At 43.6% G+C, this 14,900-nt stretch carries 14 protein-coding genes; 12 read left to right on the plus strand and 2 right to left on the minus strand.

Annotated features, from left to right (window positions below; translation table 11 throughout):
- Window positions 1-744 precede the first annotated feature (744 nt).
- From secA to CSV73_RS15705, 11 genes are all read left to right on the plus strand, one after another.
- A complete protein-coding gene (secA, locus tag CSV73_RS15655; RefSeq protein WP_099628039.1) occupies window positions 745-3,243 on the plus strand; it encodes a preprotein translocase subunit SecA in 2,499 nt (832 codons plus the stop codon).
- Window positions 3,244-3,276: 33 nt separating this feature from the next.
- Window positions 3,277-4,378 (plus strand): peptide chain release factor 2 gene (prfB, locus tag CSV73_RS15660; protein WP_099628044.1). Its coding sequence is split into 2 segments (ribosomal slippage): window positions 3,277-3,348 and window positions 3,350-4,378, totalling 1,101 coding nucleotides; the frame shifts between segments, so codons are not numbered across the junction.
- A 453-nt stretch (window positions 4,379-4,831) separates the two neighbouring features.
- Window positions 4,832-5,176, plus strand: coding sequence for a cytochrome c551 (cccB, locus tag CSV73_RS15665; RefSeq protein WP_085133025.1), 345 nt, complete (start codon window positions 4,832-4,834; stop codon window positions 5,174-5,176).
- 197 nt (window positions 5,177-5,373) lie between these two features.
- On the plus strand, window positions 5,374-6,060 hold the full coding sequence (gene ftsE / locus CSV73_RS15670) for a cell division ATP-binding protein FtsE (RefSeq protein WP_085133026.1): 687 nt from the start codon (window positions 5,374-5,376) through the stop codon (window positions 6,058-6,060).
- Window positions 6,050-6,934: a permease-like cell division protein FtsX gene (gene ftsX, locus CSV73_RS15675; protein ID WP_085133027.1), complete on the plus strand. Its 885-nt coding sequence runs from the start codon at window positions 6,050-6,052 to the stop codon at window positions 6,932-6,934. The genes ftsE and ftsX overlap by 11 nt, the downstream gene beginning before the upstream one ends.
- Window positions 6,935-6,959: 25 nt before the next feature.
- Window positions 6,960-8,276, plus strand: coding sequence for a murein hydrolase activator EnvC family protein (locus tag CSV73_RS15680; protein ID WP_233202915.1), 1,317 nt, complete (start codon window positions 6,960-6,962; stop codon window positions 8,274-8,276).
- A gap of 43 nt (window positions 8,277-8,319) precedes the next feature.
- Window positions 8,320-9,003, plus strand: coding sequence for a hypothetical protein (locus CSV73_RS15685; RefSeq protein WP_143560969.1), 684 nt, complete (start codon window positions 8,320-8,322; stop codon window positions 9,001-9,003).
- Entirely contained in the window at window positions 9,000-9,587 is a 588-nt protein-coding gene (locus CSV73_RS15690) for a peroxiredoxin family protein (protein ID WP_099628041.1), read from the plus strand. Before CSV73_RS15685 ends, CSV73_RS15690 begins: the two co-directional genes overlap by 4 nt.
- Before the next feature lie 70 nt (window positions 9,588-9,657).
- The gene (locus CSV73_RS15695) at window positions 9,658-11,085 is read left to right on the plus strand and encodes a S41 family peptidase (protein WP_085133030.1); all 1,428 of its coding nucleotides are present in this window, start codon (window positions 9,658-9,660) and stop codon (window positions 11,083-11,085) included.
- A gap of 171 nt (window positions 11,086-11,256) precedes the next feature.
- A complete protein-coding gene (locus CSV73_RS15700) occupies window positions 11,257-12,429 on the plus strand; it encodes a PDZ domain-containing protein (RefSeq protein WP_099628042.1) in 1,173 nt (390 codons plus the stop codon).
- Between the two features lie 14 nt (window positions 12,430-12,443).
- Window positions 12,444-12,695, plus strand: coding sequence for a CsbA family protein (locus tag CSV73_RS15705; RefSeq protein ID WP_085133032.1), 252 nt, complete (start codon window positions 12,444-12,446; stop codon window positions 12,693-12,695).
- A gap of 110 nt (window positions 12,696-12,805) precedes the next feature.
- Here CSV73_RS15705 and CSV73_RS15710 read toward each other — a convergent pair whose 3' ends face one another.
- Both CSV73_RS15710 and CSV73_RS15715 read right to left on the minus strand, forming a co-directional pair.
- A complete protein-coding gene (locus tag CSV73_RS15710; RefSeq protein WP_085133033.1) occupies window positions 12,806-13,108 on the minus strand; it encodes an AzlD domain-containing protein in 303 nt (100 codons plus the stop codon).
- On the minus strand, window positions 13,108-13,842 hold the full coding sequence (locus CSV73_RS15715) for an AzlC family ABC transporter permease (RefSeq protein WP_099628043.1): 735 nt from the start codon (window positions 13,840-13,842) through the stop codon (window positions 13,108-13,110). The genes CSV73_RS15710 and CSV73_RS15715 overlap by 1 nt, the downstream gene beginning before the upstream one ends.
- A 95-nt stretch (window positions 13,843-13,937) precedes the next feature.
- Here CSV73_RS15715 and CSV73_RS15720 point away from each other — a divergent pair, with 95 nt between their 5' ends.
- Entirely contained in the window at window positions 13,938-14,570 is a 633-nt protein-coding gene (locus tag CSV73_RS15720; RefSeq protein ID WP_085133035.1) for a TVP38/TMEM64 family protein, read from the plus strand.
- Window positions 14,571-14,900 lie beyond the last annotated feature (330 nt).

A 14,900-nucleotide genomic window follows, 5' to 3' on the forward strand; every position in this document is an offset into this window, starting at 1 on the left:
CGCTTCCTGCGGGGTCTCGAACTCGCGCTGATCCTCCCAGAGTCGCCGCCAGCTTCCGCTTCAATCCTACGTTGATGGTGGAGGTACGCAGATCAATCACTGTAGATAGTGTGTTAATTATTGTTGTCTTGGAACTCATTTAAGTTCAAAAGCAAGAGTGGTGGAGTGGTGAGGGGATGGAAGCTCCAGATGGGGACGCTTTCTGTCCAGGGTCTCGAACTCGCGCTGATCCTCCCAGAGTCGCCGCCAGCTTCCGCTTCCATCCTACGTTGATGGTGGAGGCACGTAGATCAATCCCTGTAGATAGTGTGTTAATTATTGTTCTGTCTGGACTTATTTCAGTTCAAGTAAAGAAGTTCAACACCTATTACAACACTAATTTTAATGCACAACAAAAAGTATCATCCGCTCACATTGCAAGGGATTGGCGCGTAGGAGGGGCGACTCTGGGAGGATCAGGACGATCAGGTGAGACAACCAAGGGAGCTTGCGACTGGTTGGCTCACCGCGTCCCCTCCAGAACGCGTCCCCTCCAGAACGCGTCCCCTCCGAAGCGCCAATCCCTACCCCAACACTCCATCAAGCCTACCCCAGTCAAACTTAGGAAAAAAGATACAGCGCACCATTTGCACCTAGCTTTTTACAATGTTAAAATGGAGTGTGACTCAAATATACCTAGACAACGAACTTACAACTGGCAGGTGCGTCCTGCTAATTGATGAAGCTATGAGGATGTGACAATAAATGCTTGGCGTATTGAATAAAATGTTCGACCCAAACAAACGTGACCTAAAACGACTTGAGAAAATTGCCGATCAAGTAGAACTATTGGCTGAGGATATGGAAAAACTGTCAGACGAACAACTGACAGCGAAAACAGATGAATTCAAAGAGCGCTATCAGCAAGGTGAAACCATTGAAGAACTGCAACCTGAAGCGTTTGCTGTCGTACGTGAAGCTTCTCGCCGCGTACTCGGGTTATATCCGTTCCGCGTGCAAATCATGGGTGCTGCAGCTCTGAACGAAGGGAATATCGCAGAGATGAAGACCGGTGAGGGGAAGACGTTGACTTCTACACTCGCCGTTTATTTGAATGCATTGACTGCCAAAGGTGTCCACGTAGTAACAGTTAACGAATACTTGGCTAGCCGTGATGCGGAAGAAATGGGGCAGTTGTATTCGTTTCTTGGCATGACTGTAGGCTTGAACTTGAACAGTCTCAGCAAAGAAGAGAAACGTGAAGCGTATGAAGCGGACATTACGTACAGCACGAACAATGAACTCGGTTTCGACTATTTGCGAGACAATATGGTGCTTTATAATGAACATAAAGTACAGCGCCCACTTCATTTCGCTGTAATTGACGAAGTGGACTCCATTTTAGTCGATGAAGCACGTACACCGCTGATCATTTCGGGTCAAGCAGCGAAAGCACAGGAATTATATCGATTAGCCAATCGCTTTGTGATCACGCTGAAAAAAGAAGAAGATTACTCATTTGATGAGTCGACTAAAGGTGTTGTGTTAACAGAACAAGGTATTGAAGCGGCTGAGAAAGCATTTAGTATCGATAACTTATTCGACCTGCAACACGTGACGCTAAACCACGCAATCAATCAGTCATTAAAAGCGCATGTAAGTATGCATAATGACGTAGACTATGTTGTGGAAGAAGACGAAGTGGTCATCGTTGACTCCTTCACGGGACGCTTGATGAAAGGCCGTCGGTATAGTGATGGTTTGCACCAAGCGATTGAAGCGAAAGAAGGACTTGAAGTTCAGAACGAGTCGATGACATTGGCGACGATTACGTTCCAAAACTATTTCCGTATGTATGAAAAGCTTTCTGGGATGACGGGTACAGCGAAGACAGAGGAAGAAGAGTTCCGCAACATCTATAATATGAACGTGATTGCGATTCCGACCAATCAACCGATTGCTCGTGATGACCGCCCAGACTTGATCTTTGCATCCATGGATGGAAAGTATAAGGCGGTTGCGGAAGATATTAGAGATCGACACCAAAAGGGCCAGCCAGTGCTAGTTGGTACAGTAGCGATTGAAACGTCAGAAATCATTTCAGCCTTCTTGAAAAAGTACGGCATTCCGCATAATGTCTTGAACGCGAAAAATCACGAGCGAGAAGCCGAAATCATTCAAGACGCCGGTAAAAAAGGCGCTGTAACGATCGCAACCAACATGGCTGGTCGTGGTACGGACATTAAACTGGGTGATCATATCCAAGACGTTGGCGGTTTAGCGGTCATCGGTACGGAGCGCCATGAGTCACGACGAATTGATAATCAGCTTCGTGGACGTTCAGGGCGTCAAGGAGACCCAGGTGTTACGCAATTCTATCTATCATTAGAAGATGAATTAATGCGTCGTTTCGGTTCTGAACAAATGAAATCGATGATGACCAAGCTCGGTATGGACGATGAAACACCGATCCAGTCGAAAATGGTGTCACGTTCAGTTGAATCGGCTCAGAAACGCGTAGAGGGGAATAACTTTGATTCACGGAAACGTTTATTACAGTATGATGATGTACTTCGTCAGCAGCGTGAAGTGATTTACAAAGAGCGTAATGAAGTTCTTGGCTCAGAAAATATTCGCCCAGTTCTTGAGAATATGTTGAATTCGGTTATTGAACGCGTTGTGGCGATCCACACTGCAGACAATACCGTATATTCCAAAGGCTTGAAAGACTATCTCGAAGCGAACTTACTGGCTGAAGATACTGTGACAATCGAAGATTTGGAAGGTAAAACTCCAGAAGAGTTGCAAACATTTATTCACGAATTGGTCATTGCACGCTATAATGAGAAAGAGCAAGAAATGTCCGAAGAACGTATGCGTGAATTCGAGAAGGTGGTCTTGTTGCGTGCGATTGATACCAAGTGGATGGATCATATCGATGCGATGGATCAGCTTCGTAATGGAATTCATTTACGTGCCTATGGACAAAGTGATCCACTTCGTGAATACCAGGCAGAAGGATTTGCGATGTTTGAAGATATGCTAATTGCCATTGAAAACGATGCTACGAAGTATGTCATGAAGGCAGAAATCCGCAATAACTTGGAGCGCGAAGAAGTAGCAAAAGGTCAAGCGAACAACCCGAAAGAAGACGGCGCACCGGTTGCTAAAAAGCCGGTCCGACGTACTGTCAATATCGGACGTAACGAACCTTGTCCGTGTGGTAGCGGCAAGAAGTATAAGAACTGCCACGGCAAAGCATAAAGAGAAACAACCACTCAGGAGGAAACCATTATGATAGAATTATCCGATGTTCGCAACGATCTCGACAAAACAGCTAAGAAATTAGCGGACTTTAGGGGGTCTCTTTGACTTAGAAAACAAAGAGGCTAGCATGCAGGAATTAGATGAAATGATGTTGGAGCCCGGATTCTGGGATGACCAAGACGCGGCTCAGAAAGTGATTTCACAATCGAATGCATTGAAAGACATTGTCGGTGAATATAACGCATTGAACGAGACACAAGAAAATTTGGAAATGACGCTTGAACTTTTGCGAGAAGAAGCGGACGAAGAGTTACAAGAAGATCTCATTTCCGAATTAAAAGAGTTCAAAAAGAAGATGGAACAATTCGATCTTCAAATGTTATTGAGCGATGAATTTGATAAAAATAATGCAGTAGTTGAAATACACTCAGGCGCAGGCGGCACCGAGTCCCAAGACTGGGCTTCAATGTTGCTTCGTATGTATACACGCTGGGCTGAGCACCACGGCTTTAAAGTCGAAACTCTCGATTATCAAGCAGGTGACGAAGCGGGCGTGAAATCTGTCACACTCGGAATTAAAGGGCATAATGCATATGGCTACTTGAAAGCGGAGAAAGGGGTGCACCGACTCGTTCGGATCTCTCCATTTGACTCTTCAGGTAGACGCCATACATCCTTCTCTTCCATTGAAGTCATGCCGGAGTTTGACGGCGACATCGAATTGGATTTGAAGACGGAAGATATCAAAATTGATACGTACCGTTCAAGCGGTGCCGGCGGACAGCACGTCAATACGACGGATTCCGCTGTACGTATGACTCACATTCCAACGGGTGCGATTGTTACGTGTCAAACGGAACGTTCACAAATTAAGAACCGGGAGCGTGCGATGAATCTTTTGAAGGCGAAGATTTACCAGATTCGCGTGGAAGAAGAGGAAGCACGTTTAGCGGATATCCGTGGCGAGCAGAAGGAAATTGGTTGGGGCAGTCAAATTCGTTCATATGTTTTCCATCCCTATTCTATGGTGAAAGATCACCGTACGAATGAAGAGACGGGTAACGTGAGTTCTGTGATGGACGGCGAGATCGATCAGTTTATCAATGCATATTTGCGTTCTAGAATTTCTTGATTATAGAAAGGCAGCCGAGCGGGTCATTTTTTCATGACTTGGTTCGGCTGTTTTTTTACAGAGTAGCTCATTTGCGTATGTAGTGAAGGATAAAATAGTTGCTTTGTGCACATATGTGAACTTTTGTCACATTTGTCGTTTGAATATTACAAAGACGTTACAATATTACAGACTGTAACAAAGAATGATTTCTTTTCATGCCAAATCACGTGGAAGACGGTAAATTTCCTCGCTATTTTCATCATGTGACCAAATGTAATGTTTACTTACCGGATATTTGGTCAATACTATATATGTACTTACTACCAAAGCGTCTTTTTATGGGATGAAATAGACAAAATACACGATTATCCTGGATAATTTGTAACTTTATGATCTCTATTCACCATAAATCGATTAATATTTGGTATACTACTATATGTTAGAAAAAATTAAGTAAAAGGAGGGTATTACATGAAGAACAAACTATTAGCTACACTCTTCGGAGCAGCACTAGTTCTCGGCGCTTGTGGTGGAGGCGACGATAACGCTTCAGAACCAAATAATGACGCGACAAACGACAACGGCGCGGCTACTACTGATGTAGATGCAGAAGCAGTTGTACAACAAAGCTGTGCATCATGTCACGGAGGAAACTTAGAAGGTGGAGCAGGTCCAGCACTTGATAAAATCGGTGCAACACTTTCTGAAGAAGAAATCCACGACGTGATCGTTAACGGTAAAGGCGCTATGCCTCCTGGTGTTATTAAAGGCGAAGAAGCAGACGCAGTTGCTGCTTGGTTAGCTGAAAAGAAATAATAACAATTCAATCAATCGTCTCCAAGACTTCCTTGGGGACGATTTTTTTGTACATATACTACGAAAATAAACCAATTTTTACTATTTATCTAGCTTAATCAATTGATACATAACTGTAATACATGGTAGAGTCAAGGCCATGCTATAATAAAAATGGCGAATATGAGAGAAAAACGAAATTCAGGTGGTTATGATGTATGATTGTAATGAAAAATGTATACAAAAAGTACCCGAATGGTGTTGTAGCCTCTAACGGAATTCACGTCGAAATCGAAAAAGGGGAATTTGTATATGTTGTCGGACCGAGTGGCGCGGGTAAATCCACGTTCATTAAAATGATGTATCGTGAAGAAGTCCCGTCTAGTGGATTGATTTACTTCAATAATACGGAACTGACAAAAATGCAAAGAAGAGATGTCCCTTATTTGAGAAGACAAATTGGCGTAGTATTCCAGGATTTTAAACTATTGCCAAAACTGACTGTCTACGAAAATGTTGCGTATGCGCTAGAGGTAATTGAAGAATCACCGAGCGTCATTCGTCAAAAAGTGACAGAAGTTCTGAAATTAGTAGGGCTCACCAAGAAAACGAGAATGTTTCCAAATGAACTGTCAGGTGGCGAACAACAACGCGTATCGATTGCACGATCGATCGTTAATAAACCGAAGCTCGTCATTGCAGACGAACCGACAGGGAATTTAGATCCAGAGACTTCATGGGAGATCATGAAGATTTTTGAACGAATAAATGCACAAGGCACAACGATCATTATGGCAACACATAATAAAGATATTGTGGATAATCAACCACATCGCGTGATACAGATCGAAGGCGGACTCATCACACGAGATGAGAACGAAGGAGAATACTCCAATGAAATCTAGAACAGTACGACGTCATATTCGGGAAAGTTTCAAAAGCTTAAGTCGAAATGGTTGGATGACCTTTGCATCAGTTAGCGCAGTGACCGTGACTTTACTATTAATCGGCGTATTCATCGTCATCATGATGAATTTGAATCAACTGGCTGATAACATCGAAAATGATGTAGAAATCAAAGTAGTCGCGGAACCAGGTGCTAGTAAAGATGAAGTCCAAGAACTATTGAAGGAAGTCAAAGAAACCCCAGGTGTTGCCGAAGTCAAGTATTCCTCGCGAAAACAGGAATTGGAGCAAATGATTCAGTCATTTGGTGATGAGTTGGCGCTCTACAAACAGGACAATCCCCTCGGTGATGCATTATATGTTAAAGCGGATAACCCCAAAAACACAGCATCCATCGCAAATGAAATTGCCACGTACCCGCATACTTTTGACGTGGAATACGGTGAAGGTAAGGTGGAAAAACTTTTCCATGTCTTAAAAATAGGACGAAACATCGGACTGGGCTTAATATTGGCATTGCTGTTTACTGCTATGTTCCTCATATCGAATACGATCCGACTCACCATTGTGGCGAGACGTACAGAAATCGATATTATGAAACTGGTTGGTGCAACAGATAGTTTCGTACGGATTCCTTTCATGCTCGAAGGCGTGTGGCTTGGAATTTTCGGTGCGATCCTTCCGATGGCTTTGATGACGACATTTTATTCGAAGTTGTATAGTTTCTGGGAAGGTCGTTTGCAAAATCAATTATTCCATTTGCTTGACCCTAACCCATTCCTATTACAATTGAACTTTTTACTACTATTCGTCGCCGTCTTTATTGGTGTCTGGGGTAGTTTCATGTCAGTCAGGAAATTCTTGAAATCGTAAGTTTGACTAAGGAGAGAACTAGGATTTGATAAAAAGACATAGAATCGTTTCAAGTGTCCTTGCGATTTGTTTGCTTACCACGACGGTTGGCAGTGCAGATGTATTCGCAGACTCTCTGAAAGATTTGCAGAATGAAAAAAATGCAGCAGAAATCAAAAAGAAAAATTTAGATTCTACTATCCAGAAAAAAGAAATTCAAATACAGGAGAAGCAGTCGGAAGTCGATGTACTGGTCTCCCAAATTAAAAAACTGAATGACAAAATTGAAGAAACCAATCAAAATATGGATCGGATCATTGCAGAAATGAATCAGACTCAAATTGAAATTGATGAACTTCAGTCTTCTATTAAAGAATTAGAGATTCGGATCAAACAACGAGATGAAGTTTTACGTGAGCGTGTTCGCGTGATGCAAGTCAAGGGGAATAAAGTCAGTTATTTGGACGTGCTTCTTGGTGCTAACAGCTTCGCGGATTTCATTGACCGCTTCTCAGCAGTATCTACATTGATGGATGCAGATCGAAAAATCATTCAACAACAAGAAGAAGATATCGCGTTGTTAGAAGAAGAAAAGAAACTGGTAGAGCAGAAATTAGCTGAACAAAAAGAGCGCAAGCAAAAAATTCAAGCAATGAAAGACGAATTGCATAATAAAAAGCTCGAAAAAAGAGAAGTGGTAAATAAGCTTGAAAAGAGTCAGGAAAAACTTTCAAGTGAAAAAGGCGCGTTAGAAGAAGAATATAGCGAAACGGTAGCATTCAGTTCTGAATTGGAAAAGAAAATTATCGCAGAACAAAATCGTTTGGCAGAAGTCGCTCGCAAAGAACAAGCGAGAAAGCAAAAGTTGCAGCAAGAAAGATTGGCAGAAGCTGCAGCTGCGGCAAACAGTGGTTCGCCAAGTTCCATTGCCGCTCCGCCTGTCTCAAGCGGCTCTTGGACAAAACCGACAACGGGTAGGTTCAGTTCAGGATTTGGCTGGCGGATTCATCCGATATCGAAAGTGAAAAAACAACACCGTGGAATGGACATTAGCGCACCAACAGGAACTCCAGTTGTAGCAGCAGGAGATGGTGTCGTATCGTACGCGGGCAGTATGGACGGATTGGGTAACGTGGTCATGATCACGCACTCCATGAAAGGTCAGATTTTGACGACGGTCTATGCTCACCTATCAACTATTGGTACAAGCTCAGGACAATCTGTCGATAAAGGTCAACTCATTGGAGCGGTCGGTTCGACAGGAAACTCTACAGGTCCGCATTTGCATTTTGAAGTGCATGTAGGAAACTTCTCCGCGACAGGTCCAAGTGCAGTCAATCCTTTGCATTACGTTTCTTTTTAATATAGCATAAACTGAAAACCTGCCTGAATAGGTAGGTTTTCATATGTTTATAGAAAGAATAGGGGGAGTGACGATGCCGGTTACGCAGTATTATCCAATCGGTTCGATTACGATGCCGTCTTCGTGGATTGCGTTCATTGCGGGTTTCATAGTGACCTATCTGTTCATTCGATTATACGTTGGTAAAGTACATAGCGAACGAATCGGTGATCTATTTTTCTATGTCGTAATCATTTGGAAATTGTCAGTGATTGTAACAGACTTTTCGTTGGTCATGAAAAATCCGCTCTCTATCCTTTATTTTCACGGAGGGACGTTCGGCTGGATACTTGGGCTAGTTGTAGCCGGTGTATGGATGCTCCGGCGAGTATATAAAGAGAAGTGGGAGCGTATCGATAAATGGTCGGTATTGCTTGCATTGATTTGTTGGCAGGCTGTCTACCAAATCGCTATGACATTTCTTAATGAAGGCAGTCTGGTAGTGAAAAGTGCAACGGTTCTATTATTTATCGCCGTCTTTGTATTGTCCTGGTGGTGTCAACAAAAGAAAGTCAATACAGTGAGCGACCTTGCGGGTGTCTTGATAGCGGTTCATTTTTTCGTGTCAGCCATCCAAGGAAATCTACTGAACACAGCATTCATCACGACCATTTTCATCGGTTTGTTACTGTTTGGAATAGATAGAGCTACGGCACAACCAATTAGTGGAAAGGAAGAGGTAGAGTGAGTAGGAAAACGCTTGGATATATCATCACGGCATGTATCATCGGTACGTTAATCTTCATCATGGTAGAAAATACAGTCGGACAGAAAAAAGCGGTAGAAACTCCGATTACACAAGTAAATCCGGAAGATGCAGTGCAAGGGGAAGAAGAAGGTTTAGAGCAATATTCACCTGCCCCGGACTTTACATTGGAAACTCTTGCAGGCGAAACGGTGACGCTTTCCGAGTTAAAAGGAAAAAAAGTGATTTTGAACTTCTGGGCGACATGGTGTCCTCCATGTAAAGCAGAAATGCCGCATATGGAAAGTTTTTATTCGAAGCTTACGGATGAAGACCAAGTAGAACTCATCGCTGTCAACGTTACGGAATCCGAGAGACGTGGGATAGGTGAAGTAGAAACGTTTGTAGATTCTTATGAATTAAGCTTCCCGATTCCATTAGATAAAACAGCGGAAGTCACACATAAATATGGTGTGATCTCGATGCCTACAACGTTTATGATTGATACGCAAGGGCGCATTGCACAAAAAGTCGTGGGACCATTAGATGAAAAAACATTGAATGAATTAGTCGACTTCATGGACTGAAAAAAGAGTCTGTTCTCGTGTCGTAACTTCTTGTCTTTCTTCATATAGTGAAGAGAGGAGGGGGTTATGAATGCGTAAGAGCAGGCTTTTTTTGGCGGGGGTGTTATTACTGATCGGCGCCATATGGCTAAATGGCTGTGGAAAGCAAGAAGCTGCAAAGAATGAGTCGATCAGTAAGTTGCCTGTAGTGGATGAAGTGTTCGAAAAGATTCAGGAGAGAGCAGTGTATCCAGTCAAGAAGGACGAGCTGATTGAAGGGGCATTGCGTGGGATGACCGATACGATCGGCGACCCGTATTCGACGTACTTGACCGAACAGGAAGCGGAGTCGCACCGGGAATCACTCGCAGGATCACGTGTCGGGATTGGTGCGGAAATGACACGGACGAACGGTAAGTATGTTGTTGTAGCTCCAGTAAAAGGAGGCCCGGCGGAAAAAGCGGGATTACAGCCTTATGATGAAATTGTGCGTGTCAACGGTGAACGGTTGGCCAATGAAACACTACGTGATGTAGTCAATATGATACGAGGCGAAAAAGGAACGGAAGTGAAGTTGACTATTTTCCGACCTGAAGCGGATAAGCATATGGAATTCACGATCACACGCGATCATATGCCTGTGCAGTCTGTTTCGCATCAGCTAATTAAAGAACGGGATGCTAAGCTCGGGTACATAGCGCTAAGCATGTTTGGTGAAGAGACAGCAAAAGAGTGGCAAAAGGCTACGTCTGATGTCATCAAAAAAGGTGCCCAAGCTATCATCATCGATGTGCGCGGTAATCCGGGCGGCTATTTGAAGGCTGTATCCGAAATTTCCAGTAGTCTATTAGAAGAAGATCGAACGTTTGTCGTGATGCAAGATGCACAAGGGAATTTAACGCCTGTTTCAACAGAGAAAGACGACAAGCTTTCATTCAATGAACGTTTGAAACAAATTCCGATTGTCATCGTACAAGATGTTGGTAGTGCGTCGGCGAGTGAAGTGTTGAGTGCAGCGATCAAAGATCTGAAACGTGGTGAGATCATCGGCACAACCAGTTTCGGAAAAGGAACTGTACAAGAAACGATGGAATTATCTAATGGTGGAGAATTGAAGCTATCGACGAGTAAATGGTTGACGCCTAAAGAGAAGTGGATTCATGGCAAAGGAGTCACAGCGGATATTGAAGTAAAACAGAATACGTTATTCACAGAGCACTTGCAAATGGTGACGGATACGATGAAAGAAGGGCATTTCAATGACCAAGTTGCATATGCGCAACGCATGCTCAAAGCATTTGATCATCGTCCAGGTAGAACAGATGGCTATTTCGATCGTGAAACGGCAGAAGCAGTACATGCATTTCGTGCGGAGTATGAAATTAAAGAAGGCTATGATATGGACAGAGAATTCTTCATGGCATTAAAAACGGCTGCAGAAGAATATCGAGCGGAGCCAAAGAACGACAAACAGTTACGTATGGCGGTCGATTTCCTCGTCAATGAATTGGGGAAATAATAGCAGAGGCGGTTCGACAAGGTCTTGGAAACAAGACTTGCGGACAGCCTCTTTTTTTTCATGCAATTTAGCTTAAATTGGAACTTCCTTAAGAACTCTCTCGCTATTTTCCTTCTTTTTTTGTACAATGAAGAAAAGAGCTATAAAGACAAGCGAGAAAGGTGACAGAAGATGTCTAGCGAACTATTACTTAATTTAAAAGATGCATTACTTTACTTTTTTCTGAATCCAGTCTGGCTAATCGCTTTAGTGGCTGCCTATATGCTTGGCAGTAAACGCGTAAGTCGCGAGCGAACAGATTTCAATGTGGGCATCAACAAAGGTTCTACTGAAATGAAACACATTCTTTCAGTAGGTTGGTTGCACGGTCTCGTGTTATCGATTGTGATTGCTGGTGTTGGGTTGATCGTCGATTTTAACTGGATCATTCTTTTATCCATTGTCATGTTGCTCGTTATTGTATCATTCTCCTATAAACTAGCCTCACCGATTTATTATGTTACTATCGCGTTCTTTGCGCTATGGGCATTGGATCGTTTTGCGGGAGACTTTTCAATCGGCACATGGTTCGTTCAAGAAGACTTGGACTTCTTCGGTACATTAGCTATTACGGTACCGATTATTGCGGGATTATTGTTAATTTCGGAAGGCTTATTAGTTCGTCGTCACGCGGCGCGTCATACGTCTCCATCATTCGTTCCGACACAGCGCGGCATGCGTGGTGCAATTTATCAGTCGAAATTACTTTGGCTCGTGCCAGTGGTATTTGTAGTCCCTGGACATATGGTAGCGGAAATTGCTCCATACTGGCCGCAATTCACACTAGGCTCAGAGCAATTTTCATTCATTCCAGTACCTGTAGTGATTGGGTTCTCGCAATGGGTTCGTTCTACGTTCCCGGACGTGCTACTTCCTAAAATGGGCAAAGCGATCGCTTGGCTCGGTGTAGCTGTCGTGGTTGTAGGTATCGGTGCAATTTGGCTGCCTGTGCTTGGTTGGGCAGCATTGCTTGCAGGGGTCTTATGCCGTATCTTGTTGAGTGCTATGATTTCACTATCAGAACGCAATAAGCAAGTATTGTTAGTGCCTCAATCAGAAGGTGTCTATGTAGTAGCGGTTCTTAACGATTCGCCAGCAGAGAAAATGGGCATAGTCCCAGGTGATTTGATCAAGTCGGTAAACGGCATTTCGATTCATAATGAAGATGAATTATATGATGCCATCCAAGTCAATGCTGCACACTGTCGTTTGCAAGTAATCGGCCGTGATCAAGAAGTACGTCTAAAGCAACAAGTGCTGTTCCGTCATGACCACTTCCGTCTAGGTATTGTGGTCGTGCGTTAAAAGGGGAGAACAATATGCATGATTTCGAAACGAAGTTACTGTTTGCGATGTTGTTGCCAGGGATTTTAGTTGTATTTTTTACGCGCGTGACATTTCATCACGTCGTTGGATTAATATTGACATTGTCGCTCATCGCAGCGTCGGTCTATGCAGGGTATACGCATAACTGGTTGTTGTATGTAGCGGATGCAGTGTCTTTGACAGTAGGTTTTTGGTTTGCGTCGCGCATGGTGAAGAATGCGCGACTGAATCAAGCCGAGGAGTGAAAAAGCGGTTTTCAAAGAGCATATATGCTTTGAAAACCGCTTTTTTATTTCGAATACTAGCTAGTCGCTGTTTTAATTGTCTTTGCTGTGGGGAATAGTGAGAGTAAGAGTCAAAATAGACTGTACACTGCGAGTGCTGCAATGGTACCAATCACGACAAACATCACGTCGAGGCCGAAGAAGGCTAGTGTAAACGCTGTGATCGCGCCTATTATGCCGAAAAGAATATCATCTTGGATATGTAAAATAGCCGGGAAAATCAGTGCACCGAGCACCGCATATGGAATATTGCGCAACACACCGCTAACGATTGGCGGTAATTCCTTGCCGTCGAGAATGGTCAACGGAATCATTCGAGGCACATATGTGGCGACGGCCATGCCAAGCAACATCCACCAATACGTAGATCCCATCAGTTTACCTCCTTTTGTTCAGTAAAGCGATCAACGTTCTTATTACTTTTTACATAAAGAATCTCAACAACTATTGCGGAGGCGAGCGTCGCGACCAAGATTGACCATCCGGTAGAGAGTAAATGTGTGTAATACAGAGTGCAATGAATGGCTGCTGCAATCACTGCGAGCAACACCACTTTGCGATTGCCTTTCATAGAAGGGACGAGCAAGCCAATGAACATCGCATACAGTGCAACTGACATCGCTTTTTGTAGAAATTGCGGTAAGTTTGCTCCAATGACGTGTCCTACTGCTGTAAAGATCACCCAACTACTATAGGCAATCAAGGCAACGCCAAACGCAAAAGCGGTCGTGACTTGTCGATTCTTTTGCGTGGCAAGTACGGAAAATGTTTCATCAGTGATTCCAAATGCATAGACAGCTTTCTTCCATTTTGGCGCGGCTTCCACTTTTTCACTTAGTGCAGCCGTCATGAGAAAGTGCCTAATATTGACGATGAATGTATTCGTCACGATGAGCCACGGCGCAACGCCGGTCGCGAGTAAGCTGAGTGCCATATATTGAGCTGCTCCTGCATAGACAAATAAACTCATTGCGGTTGCTTCAATAATAGAGAGGCCGGTCGTTTTAGCGAGCAGTCCGAATGTCAGCGCAACGGGAAAATAGCCGATGGCAATGCTCGATCCTGCTTTCAGGCCATGAGAAAAGGTTGTATTCACTAGGCAGCCCATCTTTCTTTTACCAATCTAGGAGCTAGTATACTATAACTCAACAAATTCTACAGCAATATGACGAAAAATTATGAAAATCAGTGAGGGTGTTGGCGATGAATGAATGGCTATCAATTGATAAAGTGGAGGATTTGGCAGACCAGTATGAGGCACTAGGATTTTTCATGGGATTAATCCCAACGTTTTTGGAAGCATTCTTACCATTTCTGCCACTTTTCGTATTTGTTATCGCCAATGCCATTGCATTTGGTTTTTGGTTAGGCTTTGTCCTTTCCTGGGCTGGAACGGTAGCGGGTTCGTATGTTGTGTTTTTGCTCGTCCGTAGATTTGGCGGCAATACGTTCTTCTCGTTCTTGACCCGCCCTAAAAAAGTGCAACAGCTCATTCAGTGGGTCGAGCGTAATGGCTTTGGTCCGTTGTTTATCTTGATTTGTTTTCCGTTTACGCCTTCTGCTTTGGTGAATCTTGTGGCGGGTTTGTCGAATATGAACAAGAGGAATTATTTATTTGTGCTGATGCTTGGAAAGCTAGTGATGATTATGATGATTACGTTTATTGGGTATGATGTGCGGGCGCTTGTCACGCAGCCGATCCGGACGTTGATTATGTTTGTGGTTATTTTCTTGCTGTGGTTGGTAGGGAAGTGGTTTGAGCGCAGGTTGACGCGGAAGGTGGAGGAAGACTTTAGGAGTTTTTCTAGTGTGCAGGGTGATCACAAAAAAGAATAAAGGTTAACGGTTCCTGTCTTTCTTTTCTTTCGGTACAATGGAAGAAAGAGCGATAGGGATTTTTTTGATCGGAGTTAAAGAAGAGGGAGAGTGGGTGGCACCGTTGATCGACGTTCCAGGTGGACGCTTTCCCGAGGGCGTGGCTTGAGCCGCTTCCCTCACTTCGTTCAGTCCAGGGTCTCAAGGCGCACGCTGATCCTCCGGGAGTCGTCACCTCATAGGCGTCAACTTAATGAATAGTTAATCGGTTGTATGATTTGAAATGAAGTTTTTTTAAAAAAACTTTATTATTTTTAGACTTTCGAGTTTCGCTCCTATTTGTTTCGGGTA

Source organism: Sporosarcina sp. P1, from assembly GCF_002743155.1.
Lineage (GTDB): Bacteria > Bacillota > Bacilli > Bacillales_A > Planococcaceae > Sporosarcina > Sporosarcina ureae_B.